Here is a 16,002-nt window from a genome sequence, read left to right as displayed (position 1 = left end):
CATCAGGGAAACCCCCTAGGCTTGACACGGCCCTGAATCCCTAGGGGGGCGGCAGACACCGGACAGCACAACCCAGCAGGGCGGACCGCACCTGCAGGAAGGCGGGAGCAATCCCGGCACGGCGGATGGGGCGCCCGCCCTCCCCCGGCCTTCGGCCCGGCGCGGGCCCTGCTCAGCGGGGCTACTAGCTGCTGTGGAGTCCATCAGTGAATCTCGGCCTTCGTCAGGTTCTCTTGATCGTTGGGGTTGCTGGTGTCGGGTTGTCAGCGGGGGCAGGTACGGTTCTTGGGGTGATCACGACGCATGCCTACCGGTTTGCGCTGGACCCGACGCCGCGTCAGGCCGGTGCGATGTTCCGGCATGCCGGTGCGGCTCGTGTCGCCTACAACTGGGGTCTGGCCGTGGTGAAGGCGAACTTGTCCCGGCGTGAGGCGGAACGCTCCTACGGCATTGCCGAGGCGGAGTTGACGCCTACGGTGTCGTGGTCGATGTACTGGCTGCGCAAGGCGTGGAATCAGGCAAAGGACGCCGTTGCCCCCTGGTGGGCGGCGTGCTCGAAGGAGGCGTACGCCACCGGTCTTGACCGGCTCGCGTCTGCGTTGAAGAACTGGGCCGATTCCAAGCGGGGCAGGCGCAGGGGCCCGCGGATGGGTTTCCCGCGCTTCAAGCCGAAGCGGAAGGCCACGCCTTCGGTCAGGTTCACCACGGGTGTGATCCGGCTGGACGGGCGTATGCATGTGGTGCTGCCCGTGCTGGGGCGGATCAGGACACACGAGTCCACATGCAAGCTCGGCCGCCTCATCGAGGCGGGGAGCGCGCGGATCAAGTCCGCGACCGTCGGGCAGGAGGCCGAACGCTGGTTCGTCTCCTTCATCGTGGAAGTCCAGCGCGCGGAGCGTACGCCCACCCGGCCGGATGCGGTGATCGGCGTCGATCTCGGGGTGAAGACCCTCGCGGTGTTCTCCGACGGGCGCCCGGCCACCGAGAACCCGAAGCACCTGGCCGAAGCACAGCGGAAGCTGGGCCGCCTGTCCCGTACGGTCTCCCGCCGCCGAGGGCCCGACCGGCGCACCGGACAGCAGCCCTCGAACCGGTGGAAGCGCGCCGACGCCCAGCGCAACCGCGTGCACCACCGCGTCACCGCGCTGCGCCGGGACGGCATACACAAGCTCACCACCTCCCTGGCCGGGGAGTACGGCACCGTGGTGGTGGAAGACCTCAACGTCGCCGGCATGGTGAAGAACCGGAAGCCGGCCCGCTCGATCGCGGATACCGGGTTCGGTGAGATCCGCCGGCAACTCGCCTACAAGACCGCCTGGAACAGCGGACGGCTCGAAGTCGCCGGCCGCTGGTTCCCCAGCTCGAAAACGTGCAGTGCCTGCGGCAACGTGAAACCCAAGCTGCCGCTGCGGGTACGCACCTACATCTGCGAAGACTGCGGATTGGTCCTGGACCGGGATGAGAATGCCGCACTCAACCTCGCCGCACTCGTGAAGCGGCACGTCGCCGGGAGTGGCCCGGAGACAGTAAACGGACGTGGAGCCGACCGTAAGACCCCGCCTGGCGGGGCAGGTGGCCATGAAGCGTCTGCCCCGCACCGGGCGACCCCTGCCCGGGTAAGACGGGGACCTTCGTCCAGTAATGGGCGAATCACTGCGATTCACTGAGAATCCAGCGAACGGTTACAGGCCCACTCTTCCGGGTCGGTCCGGGATCCGCGGCCGGACTCGGATGGCGTCCCTTGTTGTGGTGTAGCCGATCAAGGTGCGGGCGTGCGCGGGCGGGTGCTCGGGGCGCACTTCTGTTGGTGCCTGCCGCTCCCTGACGCGAGGCGGGCCATCACGTAACTCTCCTTGGTGAACGCCCAGTTCAACCATGAGGAGTACGCGATGGCCCTGTCCCAGTCTGACCTGATACGGCTGCTGGAGTCACTACGCTCGTCTGATGGAATCGAGCTTGTCCGCAGTGTGGCCGAGCGGATGCTGCAGGAACTGATCGAGGCCGAGGTGAGCGCGCACATCGGTGCCGGCTGGAACGAGCACACCGCATCACGGACGGCCTTGCGCAACGGCCACCGGGACAAGACCCTGACCACGCCAGCCGGCGACCTGGACCTGGAGATTCCCAAGCTCCGGACTGGCAGCTTCTTCCCCAGCCTGCTGGAACGCCGGCGGCGTATAGATCAGGCTCTGTATGCCGTGATCATGGAGGCCTACGTTCACGGGGTCTCCACCCGCTCGGTCGATGACCTGGTCAAGGCCCTGGGCGGGGACAGCGGGATCTCGAAGAGTGAGGTCTCCCGGATCTGCGGCGAGCTCGACGAGCCGCTGACCGCGTTCCGCACCCGTCCCCTGGACCACACCAGGTTCCCCTACCTCTACCTGGACGCGACGTACTGCAAGGTGCGGGTGAACCATCAGATCGTCTCCCAGGCCGTCGTCATCGCTACCGGCATCACCGAGGACGGCGGCCGCGAGGTCCTGGGGGTCGCCGTGGGTGACAGCGAGACCGAAGCATTCTGGAGCGAGTTCCTGCGCTCGCTCCGCGCCCGCGGCCTGGGCGGCATCTGCCTCGTCATCGCAGACCACCACAGCGGACTGGTGGCCGCTATCCGCAAGGTGATGCTGGGTTCCTCCTATCAGCGGTGCCGCGTTCACTTCCTGCGCAACTGCTTCGCGCACATCCCCAAAGGTGCTGGTGAGATGGTGGCCGCGACAATCCGGACCATCTTCGCCCAGCCCGCCACGGCACTGGTGCGGACCCAGCTGGACACCGTCGCCGACATGCTCGGCGAGCAGTTCCCCAAGGTGAAAGAGATGCTCCTGGCAGCGAAGGAGGACCTGACCGCGTTCGCGGTCTTCCCACTCCAGCACTGGAAGAAGATCCAGTCCACCAACCCCCTTGAACGGCTGAACCGGGAGATCAAGCGCAGAACCGACGTCGTGCAGGTCTTCCCCAACCCCGACGCCCTCGAGCGCCTGGTCACCGCCGTGCTCTTCGAACTGCACGACGAATGGATCGCCTTCCCCCGTCGGTACCTGCCCGAAGGCAGCATGACCGAGCTCTACTCCGAGCTCCCCGAACGCACCCCCGCACTACCCCACACCACCAACAAGCCCACCGATTGATCGGCTACACCACGAAGGGGGACATGACCCGGACTCGCAGTGCTGCCGTCGACGGACGCCTGTCCTAGCCGGAAGTCGTACGGCTCATCCGTGGCGATCCGGTCGGTGCCGATGAGAGTGCCGTCAACGACGACGAAATCACCCTCACCCAGTGCGACGAGAGCCTTGTGCAGACCCGGTGCCCACGCTGCCAGGAGTCCGAGCGTTTCGTCGGCGTACCGACCAGGCCGTAGTCGTGGACACACCGAAACCCGCCACGAACTTTGGAAACGTCTCGTTCTTCCGCCAATGGGCCAGGGCCGGCAGGGCCTGCTTGAAACAAACCCAGACGGCGCCACGGCGAATTTCAGCTCCTGCCGACGGGCATGGATCAGCCACGCAACATGCTCGACGAGCTCGTCCGAGACGTCGAGCGTGCAACCAACAGAGCCCCTCGGCCGCCGGTGTGATGAGTGAAGTCACCACGCCAACGACCAGGGGCCCTGCCACGTCACCCACCACCCCACCTGCACATCCACACTTCAAGGCTCGGGATGAAAAGGGCTCAATGATCTGTCTCGCGCACGCTTGCCCGGGCGACCGGATCCGTTGTCGCCGTGATCTGTGACCGGTGGCTGCCGCTTGTGAACGTGACGATCAGCGTCTGATCCGAGGTCTGCGTGGTGCCGGCGCTGAACCCAGGGTTCGGTATGGCGGAGATGAGGCACACACGGCCGTTCCCGTAGCGCACGGTTGCCTTGCCGCCTTCTGACGGCACCGTATGAGGTCCCCGCCCACTGTCCAGACAGTCCTCGGGGGAGTCTGGAGAGGCGGCCTGCACCGGTGCCGGCGGGGATGCACTGGCCGTGGTGGTGGCCGAAGCGGAGGGGTCGGGCGCAGTAGTCGTGGGGGCAGCATCCCGTGCGGGGTCGCTCGGCGTCGAAGGCGGGGCGGTGGCCGGGAAAGACCCGGGCGGACGAGATACGGCGGTACGGTGAGACGGCGAGGCGGAGGGCACCGCCTCGGGGGCCGGCCGGGCAACCGGGGGCTTCGGCCGAGTAGAAAGCGTCACGAAGTCGACGGTGACGATGACAGCCGCGACACTGGCGGTCGTGCAGGTCACCCAGATGAGCAGGTAGCGGGGGAAGCGAGACACCGCACCATACTGGCCGAACAGCTGACACACATGAACACAAGGCCCCGAGCCGGCCCCGATTCGCAGGCGCCGCTGCCTCTGGGTGGGACACTCCCGTTGCAGCCCGGCAGCTGGCGCCGTTGCTCACTGCGTGGGTTGCGCTTCGGTGTCCTGACGACGGTCTCCCGTTCATCCCCGTTGTCCGCTTCGCTGCGTATCAACCTTACACAACGCTATCCCCTCATATGTTCATCGCGGTGACGAAGCAGAGGGTGAGGGCTTCCTTAAGCGCACCTCAAGATCGCTGTCGAGGGCCTGTAGCCCCTATCGGCCGGCCCTATGCTCGCGGTCGTTCATGACCCGTCGGCCGGCCCGAGCGCTTGTGCCGACTGCCCGGATCCCCTGCGTCCGCGCCACAGGGACTGCTTCGCCTTCCGGAAGCACAGAGCCTTTTGAGGTGACTTGAGATGAGTCCTCGCAAACACCGTGCCGCCCGGCACACCCACCGTTCCCGCGGCACGGGGCGGGTCCTCACTGTCACTGGGGTGGTGGCCGTGATCGCTGTGGCCATGGGCGCCACTTATGCCGCTTCCCAGCATTCCGCGGAAGACTCCGCTGCGGGCATTGCTGCTGAAGGGCGGCACAGCATCACCTCCACCGTCGAACCTGCCGCCATCGGCACACCGACCCCTTCGAAGCAGTCGGCGTCTGTCTCGGCATCCCCGTCGGCTTCCCCTTCGAAGACTGTCACTGCTTCTGCCCCGCCCTCTGCCTCCGCAAAGGCCAAGGCACCCGAGCCTGCCCCGGACGAGCCTGAGCGCACTAGGGCGGCTCCTGCCGCAGGCACACCGTTCAAGACCGGTTACGACGGCTCGCTGGACGCTCAGGCGGCCGTTGATGCGGCACTGCGTTCTGCCGAAGCTGACGGGAAGGCCGTCCTGCTCGACTTCGGCGCCAACTGGTGCGGGAACTGCAAGGCCGCAGACGAGGTGTTCGCCGCCGGAGATACGGCAGGAATCCTCGGTGACTCTTACCACGTGGTGAAGGTGGACATCGGCAGCAGCGGCTCCGACAACTTCTCACTTCTGCGCGAGTACAGTCCGGGCGGCGGTAGCTACAAGATGCCTGTACTGATCGTGCTGTCCCCGTCGGGAACGGTGCTCACCGACACCCAGGAAACGGGGAAGCCTGACCTGACCGCCGACGGCCTCAATGCCTGGCTGCGCAAGTGGGCGTGAGGGTGCGCCACGCGCAGCGGTTGGCAACTGCCCTCGGTACCGCCCTGGTCGCGCTGACCGGCTGCACCTCCTCCAACGCCCAGTCCTCGGACGACCAGGGGGAGACAAAACAGGCCGAAGCAGCGGTGATCCGGTTGGCTGAACGGCATGCGGCACCAAGGATCGCCGGTGCCGACCTCGAAGGACGGCACACGGCCCTCGCCGACTTCCGGGGAAAGATCGTGGTGGTCAACGTCTGGGGGTCCTGGTGCAGTCCATGCCGGGCCGAAGCCGCTGTGCTGGAGGAAATCCACCGCGAGATGTGGCCGCGGGGCGTGCGGTTCCTCGGTATCAACACCCGCGACCGGCAGACCAAGGCCGCTCGCTCCTTCGAGCAGACGTACGGCCTGACCTTTCCGAGTCTCTACGATCCCTCCGGGCGGCTGCTGATGCAGTTCCCTGCCGACATCCTCAATCCGCAGGCCATCCCCTCGACCCTGGTCGTCGACCGCCGCGGGCGGATCGCAGCGAGTGTGTCGGGGCCGATGACAGTGTCCGGACTGCGGTCGATGATCACACGTGTGCTGGAGGAAGGAACGTGAGGTCCTCCCTGACGCCCCAGGAGCGGCGGCGCCGGTATGGGAGCGGCCTGTCCGTCACGGCCCAACGCGCATCGGCCGGCGTCGTCATGCGCGTGTGCGGCAGCGATGCGGAGTTGCATCGGCCGAGACATCTGGGGATGCCGGCAGGGAGCTTGCGATGATGCTCGCCGGTACGAGTATGCGTGCCGTTCAGGAGGCTCCGGCTCTCATCGAGGGAGCCTTGGTCATTGCTGTTCCCGTGGCTGTCGTGGCCGGTCTGGTGTCGTTCCTCTCACCTTGCGTGCTGCCGCTGGTTCCCGGCTATCTCAGCTATGTCACCAGCTTGTCGGTCGAGGACCTGGCCGATGCCCAGGGCGGGCGCAAGGGTCGCATGCTCATGGGTGCCGTCCTGTTCGTCCTGGGCTTCACCGCAGTGTTCGTCTCCGGGGGCGCCCTGTTCGGGTACTTCGGGCGCGTGCTTCTGACTCACCAGGAGTTCATCACCACGGTGCTGGGCGCCTTCACCATCGTGATGGGCCTGGCGTTCATGGGAGTGCTGCCCGGTTTCACCCAGCGGGAGTTCCGCAGCCACCGGCGCCCCGTACTGGGCCTGGCCGGAGCACCGCTGTTGGGGATCGTCTTCGGGGTCGGGTGGACTCCCTGTATCGGGTCCACACTTGCCGCGGTGCAGGCGCTGGCCTGGAGTGAGGCCAGCGCGGCGCGCGGTGCGCTGCTGATGGCTGCCTACTGCCTGGGGCTGGGGCTGCCCTTCGTCGTGGCGGCAGTGGCGTTCCGTCGTGCCCTGGGCGCATTCGGCTGGGTGAAGAGGCACTACCAGTGGGTCCTGCGTACCGGCGGCGGCATGCTTGTCGTCGTGGGCCTGTTGATGGTCACCGGTGCATGGAGCGATCTCGTGTATTGGCTGCAACTGTGGACCGCCGACTCCACGGCCGTCCTGTGAGCAAGCGGCCTTCCCCGTTCAGCAGACTGTGGGCTTCTGCGGCGCCAGTCAGCATCAGACCGCAGGCAAGGTGTCGTCACCTCGGCGACTCCTTCGATCAACCTTTGCATGGGAAACCGAGCGTGATGACCAACTCTTCCCTTTGGGCGCTGGCTTGGGCAGGCAGTCGCCGGTCCCGCCATGCCGCCGCGATCGCCATGACGGTTGTGTCGATGGCCGCCCTGAGCGCGTGTGCGGCCGATGACGAGCCGGCGGCAGGGCCTCCGCCGGCCACCAAGTTCACCAGGAACGGCGTCACCGTAGAACTCAGCGTCGCCGAGTGGAAGGCTCCCAACGGCACTCTGAAGGTGACGTTCACCCCCACGGACGACGGTTTCCATCTCTACAGCACCGATCTGCCCGAGGACGGCGTCGAAGGGGTGGGCAGACCCACCGTCATCGCCCTCGGCGGAGCGATCACGGCCACTGAGGAGCCGACTGCTTCCTCCGACGTCCGCAACATCAGTGTGCCGGGCGTGAAGAGCACCGTTGCGGTCTATCCCGACGGGCCCGTCACCCTGACTGTGCCTATTCACGCCGAAGGCACCGGCAAGGCGGCTGCGCTGCTGACCTATGCCAGCTGCAGCTCCTCCGAGGGCTGCACTCTGCCGGTCGAGAGTCACCCCGTGGCCATGCATGTCACCGACGACGAGGTGGCGTTCGGCGGACGCTGACCTCAGCACCACAAGGCCCGCTGCCACCCGATCGGGCAGACTATTGGGCAGACAATCCGGGCAAGGGTCCTTGCCCCGTCAGGCGCCGCGCCCGCATTTCGCGATGTACGGCCCGCCTTCATCTGCCGCATCCTGCGACCGGTCCGGTCGCTGCGCTGCGGTAGCGGGCGCAAGCGACGGCCGCAGGTGCGATCGGCAGAGATGCTCCTCAGACGTCATCTCATTTGGCTGGGTAAGCTGCCGATCGTGGCAGGGATCGTTGAGCGGCTGGTGCCGGACGAGTTGTGGGAACTGTTCCAGCACGTGGTGCCGAAGGCGCCGTCGCGGCCTCAGGGTGGTGGCCGGCGTCGACACGGCGACCGCGAAGTGCTGGCCGCGATCGTCTTCGTGGCGACCTCGGGCTGCGCGTGGCAGCAGTTGCCGACCGCGTCGTTCGGGCCGTCCGGCGCGACGGCTCACCGGCGATTCACCGAGTGGACGAAGGCCCGCGTGTGGGCCAAACTCCACCGCCTGGTCCTCGACGAACTCGGATCCCGCGGAGAGCTGGACTGGTCCAGGTGCGCGATCGACTCGGTCAATATGCGGGCCCTGAAAAGGGGGACCTGCCAGGTTCGAATCCTGTAGACCGGGGCAAGTCCGGGCCAAAAGATCCACTTGATCACGGAGCGGACCGGCCTGCCCCCCTCCATCGGCATCTCGGGCGCCGACACGCACGACAGCCAGGCACTGATCCCGCTGATGAAAGGCATACAGCCGATCCGCTCCCGCCGGGGACGCCGGCGACGCAGGCCCGCAAACTCCACGCCGACAAGGGCTACGACTACAACCACCTGCGGAGATGGCTATCCAGCCGAGGCATCCGGCTCCGCATCGCCCGCAAGGGCATCGAGACCTCGCAACGCCTCGGCCGCCACCGCTGGACCACCGAACGCACCCAACGGCCTGGCTCGCCGGATGCCGCCGCCGGCACCGCCGCTACAAACGCAAAGCCGACCACTTCCTCGCCTTCACCAGCATCGCCTGCACCCTGATCTGCTACCGCAGACTCACCAAATGAGATGACCTCTTGGTGCGACAGCGCGGAGTTGGCTGTGGAAAGACGCTGGATAGGGTTCGAGGATGCCCCGTGTACTTGTCGTTGAGGACGATCCCCGCATCCGTGTCTCCCTGATCGAGATTCTGACCGAGCAGGGGCATACCGTTCGCAGCACAGGAAGCGGCTTCGAAGCTCTGCGTGAAGTGGCGCAGGATCCCTTTGACGCCGTGGTGCTGGATCTGGGGCTGCCGGACCTGGACGGAGGCGACGTCCTGCAGATGATGCGCGGAATCTCCTCCGTGCCGGTGATGGTGGTCACCGCTCGCGACGACGAAGCGGAGATCATCCGGTTGCTGAACGCCGGCGCTGACGACTATGTGGTCAAGCCGTTCTCGGGCGGGCAGCTCGTCGCTCGCCTGTCTGCGGTACTGCGCCGCACCGCAGGCGCGGCATCCTCCTCCGCCCATCACACCGATGGTGCCTGGCGGCCCCCGGCCGTCGACCTGATGCAGCCGGTATCCGTCGGTGATCTCACGGTGGACCCGCCCGCCCGCACCGTGCTCCTGGCCGACCGGGAACTCAGGCTCACCCGCCGGGAGTTCGATCTGCTGTCCTTCCTCGCGCACCATGCAGGGCAGGTCATTTCCAAGCAGCAGCTCCTCAATGAGGTGTGGCGCGAGCCCTATGTCGACGATCAGACGGTCGACGTCCACCTGTCGGCCCTGCGCCGCAAGCTTGGCGAGCGGGCATCGGCACCCCGCTACCTGCAGACCGTGCGCGGCGTCGGCATAAAACTGATGGCTCCCCGTTGAGACGCTCGCTGGCGGCCGTGGCACTCGCCGTCACCTCCATGATCGCCTTGTCCTTCCTGATCCCGCTGGCGGTCCTGGTCATGTCTTTGGCCAGGGAACAGAGCATCACGGCCGCCGAGCAGCGGGCCGCCGCCATGGCTCCCTTGCTGGCCCTCACCACCAACCCCGCCGACATACGTGAATCAGCAGGCAGCCTGGACCAGGCTCAATTTCTGGTCCTCCACCTTCCCGACTCCCAGACCATCGGCACCACTCACGCCCCGCCGCACCTGCTCGAGCGCGCCAAGCGAGACCGCGAATCCATCTCCCAGGACATCGCGGACGGCTGGATCCACCTGCAGCCCGTCGTCCTCCCCCACAGCCGGGTCGCCGTGGTGGAGGACTTCGTACCCCGCGCAGAACTCACCCGCGGGGTGAGAGCATCGTGGACCGTCATGGCCGTCCTGGCCGCCGGGCTCGTCGTCGGATCCGTCCTGGTCGCCGACCGCCTGGCCGCCAGGGTGGTCAGATCCAGCAAGGAACTGGCCCGTGCTTCCAGCGCGCTGGGGGACGGCGACCTGGACACCCGCGTGGAGCCCATGGGTCCCCGGGAGCTGCAGGACGCCGGTAGGGCCTTCAACACCATGGCCGACCGGATGACGGAACTGCTCGCCATCGAGCGCGAACTCGTCGCCGATCTCTCCCACCGGCTGCGCACCCCGCTGACAGCCCTGCACCTGGCCTGTGAACGGATGCGGCCCGACGCACAGACCCAACGCATCACAGCAGCCGTGGACGAACTCGAGTCCGAGCTCCACACCATCATCACCGCAGCCCGCACCCCGCTGGCCGTCGGCCCGATGGGCCGAGCCTTGCGCACTGACGCTCCTGCACCCGCTGCTCGCGCCGGTCAGGGGGCCGACCGGTGCGAAGCCGCCCCTGTGATCCGCCGCAGGGCCGTCTTCTGGGCCATGCTCGCCGAACAGCAGCAGCGCTGCTGCACACTGAGCATCACCGAAGAGCCGACCTGGGTCGGGCTGTCGGCCCAGGACATCGCGGCCGTCGTGGACGCCCTCGTGGGAAACGTCTTCCGCTACACCGCCGCTGGCACCGCATTCGCCATCGCCGTGACCCGCACCGCCCATGCCGCGGAGCTGGTCGTCGAAGACGCAGGACCCGGTATTCCCGATCCCGACGCCGCTCTGGCTCGCGGACACAGCACCCACTCGACCGGCCTTGGCCTGGACATTGCCCGCCGCGCCGCCGCAGCCACAGCGGGCTCCGTGCACATCGGCCGCGGCCCGCTCGGAGGTGCCTGCATCCGCGTGACCTTGGGTCTGGCCTCCGCCACTTCGCCACGCCCTCGCCGCAGCAGGCGTGGACGCCCGGTCAGACGGCGGCTGCTCCCCTGAGACGCCGGAAGGCCCGAGGGCCACGGCAGTGCGCGCCGCATGCGCCAGCGCCGCCCTCCCCGCAGCTCCCGGCGCGGGCTGCTCAAAGGTAGGCACCAGTGAAGTCGCCGGTTCGGCGAGGAGTGTCAAGGAGCGGTGTGGCTACTGACGCATGGGCGTAAAGCTGGGCAAGTGTGGCGGACGCCCCTAGGTTCGCGGCCACTCCTCCGTTCCAGCGGCTGACTTCTTCCTGGCTCAACGGTCCCACTTCCACCTGCGCCAGACAGCGCCCGGGCCGGACGACTGCGGGGTGAAGTCTGTGAACGTCCTCATTGGTGGTCATGATCAACAGGGTCTTCCCTCCCTGCCCCAGAATGCCGTCGCTGAGGTTCAGCAGCCGGCCGAGGTTTTGCCCCATGGCTCTCTTCGCATCACTGCGCAGCAGTTCATCGCAGTCTTCGAGGATCAGTGCGCTCCACCGGTCGTCCCTCGGCCGGGCCGGAGTGGCGACATGCAAGAGGTAGTCAGGCGAACCGAAGAAGTGTTCGGGGTCCAGGATGTACTCAAAGCCGCACCAATTCTGCCAGGCATGTACCAGGGACCGCAAAGCCGTCGTCTTGCCGGTACCGGGAGGACCGTGCATCAAGATGATGGTTCCTTGCAGCGTTGCCGGGGTGAGATTTGCGAGGTGATCAATGCGCGCTGCAGCCGAGTTCGCGTAATTCGACCGGATGTCCTTCCAGCCGGGCACACGAGTGGGGCGGAACACACGCGTGGGCACGCCTCGCGAGGACAGGTGCCAGAATCCGACCGGCACGCTGTCGAACTCTTCCGTGCTGTCTTGGCCGTGGGCAGTGATCAGGTCCGCGAGAATCTCAGCAGCGAGCTGCGGAGTTTCGGCGGTCACCGTCACCTCTGCCTGGACTGAAGCAGATGGCCTCAGGTTCCGGGAATAGATGCACGTCCAGCCGTCGCCCCCAAGCAGGCAGATGTCGTGAAGGTCGGATGTGAAGCGGCGTACGACGCGGGGGTCATCCAGCGCAGGCGCACCGAAATGCTCGCGCACGCAATGTATCTCGGCGCTGCGGGCACAGGGCTGTGCGCCCGCTATGTAGGGGTCCAAGGCCAGTGCCAGGATCACCTGCCGGATGCCGTCTCCCCCGCTGATGACCCGGCGAGGGGCCGCCGCTTGAAGCGACTGCTGTCGTTCCGACCGTGCAGTCCACCTGGAGAACGGGCCGATCACTGTATGGTTCCTCGCTCTGTTCGTTCCGGCTGAGGGTGCTGCGCTTGGGGAGGCCAGGCGGACCCAGTCCGTCCTGCTCCGGAGCTCGCATCCGGGCATGACCCCGACGTCGTGCCTCTCTTACGCGCCACTCCTGGAGAAATCTGCATACGTGTCGCTAGGAGCACGGACATTCTCTGATCCCGCAGCAGCAAAGGTGAGTACTTGCCGTGCAAGCGAAAGGGCACCGATGGGTTCCTGTCTTGTCGGCAACGGGTGCCTGCGCGAGTGGAGGGCTCTCGTGTCCATACATGAACGAGGAGGAGCGTTTCCTGCTGCCCTTACGGGAAGCTCTTGCGGGGATTTCGACGGCAACCTGGTTACCGCATCGTGCGTTTGCTCATCTGCACGACCCTTCATTCACGATTGTCTCTCTTCACGAGGTGTGGCGTGGTAGCTGGTGATGGAACTACGACTGACCCGATCTACACTCAGCTGGTTGCCGAGCGAGGCGATGCGATTGCCGAGGCACAGCAGGCGGCTGAAGGCATGCGGCAGGTCCTGAACAGGTTCAGGGAGATCTACCCCCTGGCTGCCTTTCCCCATGTCCCTGCCACACCGTGGTCAATGGCATCGATACAGAGCCGCACCGACCCCACCCTCAGCAGTGGACGAGGTTACGCCGGGCTGTGACATCCCCGCTCGCCTGAGACGTCGCATTTGGCCGACTCGGCAGATGTCGGTCGTGGTGGGGATCGCTGAGCTGCTCCCTCGCAACCTCAGGGTGGTGGACGGCGCCGGCATGGTGACCGGGAGGTGCTGGCTGCGATCGTGTTCGTAGCCACGTCGGGCTGCACGTGGCAGCAGTTGCCGTCAGCGTCGTTCGGGCCTCGGGGGCGACAGCTCACCGTCGTTTCGCCGAGTGGACGAAGGCCAGGGCGTGGGCCAAGCTCCACCGCCTGGTCCTTGACGAACTCGGCTCCCGCGGCGCGTTGGACTGGTCCAGCTGCGCGATCGACTCGGTGAACATGCGAGCCCTCAAAGGGGGATCTGGCAGGTCCGAATCCTCACGGGCAGCGAGGCGAGTCATCGCTATCCCACAGGCCAGGAGCCGCGTTGGTTCCGCATCCTGCCGCACTCGGCTTGCCGCACGCCTTGGTCCAGTGGGCCGCGATGCTCATCGTCACCCGAGGGTGACCGTTGTCCCGCGCGCCGCCCTGCCGTGGTCGGCTGGTGCACCTACGCAGGCACAACACGCTCGCGCGCAACTACTGGGCTACGGACCTACCTGCCACGACTGTGCCATGTTCCACTCGGGATTGCAGGTCCGCAGAGTGAGCCATGCACCGTTTGCCGGCGAATTGCCCTTGTTGGTACTGCACTTCGCCCATGCATGGTCCACATGCGGTCTTCGTCGTAGAACCTCTGCGGCCGGGAATCGCGTAGAGGTTGCACGTCTTCGTCCGTCACTCGATGGCCAGGGACGGATTGACGATCCTCGGCTCCAGGGCGCGAGACGTCGGCTGCTCGTGTCCCGCCTGCCTACAGCGCGGGATTCCTTGGGCGAAGACGGCTTGCCTCACTCGTTTGTTGCGCGTCTTCTTTCTTCCGCGACTGCTCACGCTACCGCCGCCGAGCAACCGCGGTGTTGAGTTCCACAGCCGAGCAGCGGCTGTCCTGCTCCGGCAGAAGTTCGCAGCGTCCTCCCTTTGGGGCGGCCGAAAGGGAGGACATCCGGGTGTGCCGGGTCGTCCTTTGCGACCGGCTGGACGGACCGATTACAGTCACCGAGCACCAAGCAGGGCGGGGCGCTCCAGGATGCGCCCGCCGACCATGCGACGGTCGCCGCGTACACGGTCGCCATGGGAGGCGGCTGCCCCGGCCCATATGGCGTCGGCAGACGGCGACTTGAGCGATCTTGAGGGGAGAACGGACGGGCGAGGGATCAACGTCTGCAGGCCTCCACAGCGGTCGCTGCACCCGTCACAGCCGGCACGGTCCGAGATCGTTCAGCGCCTCCCGGCATCAGCGGTCTTGACACCGCCTGCAGGTCTCCACATGCCTCTCATGCTGCGATTCACTTGTGGCGCCTGACTCTCATCCCTCTCGCCGATACCGCCAAACAGCACACGATTTTTGTTATCTCGCAGCCGCCCCCGGGGCTCCCAGACGAGGGCTACATCGCTGCCCGCGGACAAGCAGGGTTGATTCAGACATGCATACACAACTGGAAGTCGAACTGGTGAGGGCCGCACAGAATGGTGATGCGCAAGCACAGGAGGAACTCGTCACCATGCACCTCCCGCTCGTCTACAACGTGATCGGGCGGGCGCTCAACGGTCGTCCGGACACCGACGACCTGGTCCAGGACACCGTGCTGCGAGCCATGGTCGGCTTCAGTGCCCTGCCTTCGGCCGGCAGCTTCCGCTCCTGGGTGGTGGCGATAGCGATGAACCGTGTGCGGGCCTACCGGCAGGATCACCACACCCACCGCGAGGGTTGCGAAGGCACGGGCCTGGAGGCCGCTCGCGAACTCGACGACCCCTCAGCGGACTTCGTTGCCCTGACCGTCACGCACCTGAAGCTGTCGGGCCAGCATCTGGAGACGGCGGAGGCTTCCCGCTGGCTGGAGGGCGAAGACCAGGACTTGCTGTCGCTGTGGTGGCTGGAGTGCTCGGGCGAGCTGACCCGTGCAGAGGTCGCGCAAGCAGTGGAGCTGTCCGCCCAGCACACTGCCGTGCGCGTGCAGAGGATGAAGGCGCATCTGGAGTCCGCCCGCGTTGTGGTGCAGGTGTTGCAGGCGACGACGCCGTGCCCGGAGCTGTACGAGACGCTCAGAACCTGGAACGGGGAACGGAGCAGCCTGTGGCGGAGGCAGATATCCCGGCACGCAGAGAGCTGTCGGCGCTGCTCCGAGCTGCAGCGAGGTATGTCTCCGCCGGAGGGCCTGTTGGCAGGCCTGGCCCTGGTGCCTCCCAGTGCCGCTCTGACCGCTGCCACCCGGGAGTTGACCACGCAGGTAGTCGCGTCGCTCCCGCTACACAGCACAGGGTCGGCAGTTGCGTCGTCGAGGGGACCACGCAGTGACCGCCTGCAGACCCGACGACGCCAGTTCCGCCGTCGTGCCGCCGTGGCCGGGGTGGTTGTGGCACTGGCGGCATCCGGCGTCGCGCTGTATGTGTTCCTGCACCCCGGCGGCTCGGCCTCGAGCGGCAATCACATCTCCGATGCTGAGCTGCCTGTCGTCTCCCCTTCCCCGGCCGTCAGCCGCACACCTTCACCGCCCGTCTCCAGATCCGCTTCCGCGAAGCCGTCGGTCTCGCGGTCCAGCATTTCGGCGCCTCGTCCCTCCGCCCCAACACCCAAGGCGCCGCCATCGACGCAGCAGCCCGCAGTCCCGGCCCCCGCGCCCGAGTCGGCGCCCGACAACGGCGGTGCCTCCGGCGAGGAAGGGCAAGTCATCGCGCTGGTGAACAAGGAACGGACAGCGGCGGGCTGCGGTCCTGTGACCTCCAGCGCCCAGCTCGCCGGCGCGGCCGTGAACCATTCGAACGACATGGCGGAACGGGGCTTTTTCGACCACGTCAGCCCGGACGGGACAGACCCCGGTGACCGCATCACCGCTGCCGGATACAAGTGGTCCACCTACGGCGAGAACATCGCGAGGGGCCAGCAGACGGCCGCGGAGGTCATGGACGGCTGGATGAACAGTCCAGGCCACCGTGCCAACATTCTCAACTGTTCTTTCAAGGAAATCGGCATCGGCATACATGACGGGGCGGGCGGCCCGTGGTGGACACAGGCATTCGGGGCCCGCTGAGGCATCCGTCCGGCAATGCCGGACG

At 66.7% G+C, this 16,002-nt stretch carries 10 protein-coding genes and 4 pseudogenes; 12 read left to right on the top strand and 2 right to left on the bottom strand.

What is annotated here, in order from left to right; translation table 11 throughout:
- Positions 1–290 precede the first annotated feature (290 nt).
- Both tnpB and OG331_RS48800 read left to right on the top strand, forming a co-directional pair.
- The gene (tnpB, locus tag OG331_RS48805; RefSeq protein WP_406191472.1) at positions 291–1,667 is read left to right on the top strand and encodes an IS607 family element RNA-guided endonuclease TnpB; all 1,377 of its coding nucleotides are present in this window, start codon (positions 291–293) and stop codon (positions 1,665–1,667) included.
- A 222-nt stretch (positions 1,668–1,889) separates the two neighbouring features.
- Positions 1,890–3,128 carry an IS256 family transposase gene (locus OG331_RS48800; RefSeq protein WP_406209680.1) on the top strand — a complete coding sequence of 413 codons (1,239 nt, stop codon included), beginning with the start codon at positions 1,890–1,892 and terminating at the stop codon, positions 3,126–3,128.
- A 77-nt stretch (positions 3,129–3,205) separates the two neighbouring features.
- Here OG331_RS48800 and OG331_RS48795 read toward each other — a convergent pair.
- Positions 3,206–3,593 (bottom strand): annotated as a pseudogene (locus OG331_RS48795) (transposase family protein); the annotation flags it as partial.
- A 1,194-nt stretch (positions 3,594–4,787) separates the two neighbouring features.
- Between OG331_RS48795 and OG331_RS48790 the strand changes: the two are divergent.
- From OG331_RS48790 to OG331_RS48760, 7 genes and pseudogenes are all read left to right on the top strand, one after another.
- A complete protein-coding gene (locus tag OG331_RS48790) occupies positions 4,788–5,480 on the top strand; it encodes a thioredoxin family protein (RefSeq protein ID WP_406191474.1) in 693 nt (230 codons plus the stop codon).
- Positions 5,481–5,500: 20 nt separating this feature from the next.
- Complete coding sequence (locus tag OG331_RS48785) at positions 5,501–6,061, top strand: TlpA family protein disulfide reductase (RefSeq protein WP_406191476.1); 561 nt, start codon at positions 5,501–5,503, stop codon at positions 6,059–6,061.
- A gap of 157 nt (positions 6,062–6,218) precedes the next feature.
- The gene (locus OG331_RS48780; protein WP_406191478.1) at positions 6,219–7,001 is read left to right on the top strand and encodes a cytochrome c biogenesis CcdA family protein; all 783 of its coding nucleotides are present in this window, start codon (positions 6,219–6,221) and stop codon (positions 6,999–7,001) included.
- 212 nt (positions 7,002–7,213) lie between these two features.
- Positions 7,214–7,714 (top strand): hypothetical protein, encoded by a 501-nt coding sequence (locus OG331_RS48775; RefSeq protein WP_406191480.1) that lies wholly within the window; start codon positions 7,214–7,216, stop codon positions 7,712–7,714.
- A gap of 243 nt (positions 7,715–7,957) precedes the next feature.
- Positions 7,958–8,771: pseudogene (locus OG331_RS48770) on the top strand (IS5 family transposase).
- A 62-nt stretch (positions 8,772–8,833) separates the two neighbouring features.
- Positions 8,834–9,562, top strand: coding sequence for a response regulator transcription factor (locus OG331_RS48765; protein ID WP_406191482.1), 729 nt, complete (start codon positions 8,834–8,836; stop codon positions 9,560–9,562).
- Positions 9,559–10,953: an ATP-binding protein gene (locus tag OG331_RS48760; protein ID WP_406191484.1), complete on the top strand. Its 1,395-nt coding sequence runs from the start codon at positions 9,559–9,561 to the stop codon at positions 10,951–10,953. Before OG331_RS48765 ends, OG331_RS48760 begins: the two co-directional genes overlap by 4 nt.
- An 82-nt stretch (positions 10,954–11,035) precedes the next feature.
- Here OG331_RS48760 and OG331_RS48755 read toward each other — a convergent pair whose 3' ends face one another.
- The gene (locus OG331_RS48755) at positions 11,036–12,277 is read right to left on the bottom strand and encodes a DUF5925 domain-containing protein (RefSeq protein ID WP_406191486.1); all 1,242 of its coding nucleotides are present in this window, start codon (positions 12,275–12,277) and stop codon (positions 11,036–11,038) included.
- A gap of 645 nt (positions 12,278–12,922) precedes the next feature.
- On the opposite strand from OG331_RS48755, the pseudogene OG331_RS48750 reads away from it, so the two are divergent.
- The 3 genes and pseudogenes from OG331_RS48750 to OG331_RS48740 form a co-directional block, all read left to right on the top strand.
- Positions 12,923–13,258: pseudogene (locus tag OG331_RS48750) on the top strand (transposase); the annotation flags it as partial.
- A 15-nt stretch (positions 13,259–13,273) separates the two neighbouring features.
- Positions 13,274–13,423 (top strand): annotated as a pseudogene (locus OG331_RS48745) (IS5/IS1182 family transposase); the annotation flags it as partial.
- A 949-nt stretch (positions 13,424–14,372) separates the two neighbouring features.
- Positions 14,373–15,977: a sigma-70 family RNA polymerase sigma factor gene (locus OG331_RS48740; protein ID WP_406209683.1), complete on the top strand. Its 1,605-nt coding sequence runs from the start codon at positions 14,373–14,375 to the stop codon at positions 15,975–15,977.
- The last annotated feature ends 25 nt before the right edge of the window (positions 15,978–16,002 follow it).

The sequence above is a fragment of the Streptomyces sp. NBC_01017 genome (assembly GCF_045162795.1).
In the GTDB taxonomy this organism is placed as follows: domain Bacteria; phylum Actinomycetota; class Actinomycetes; order Streptomycetales; family Streptomycetaceae; genus Streptomyces; species Streptomyces machairae.
This window is presented reverse-complemented; position numbering and strand designations above follow the sequence as displayed.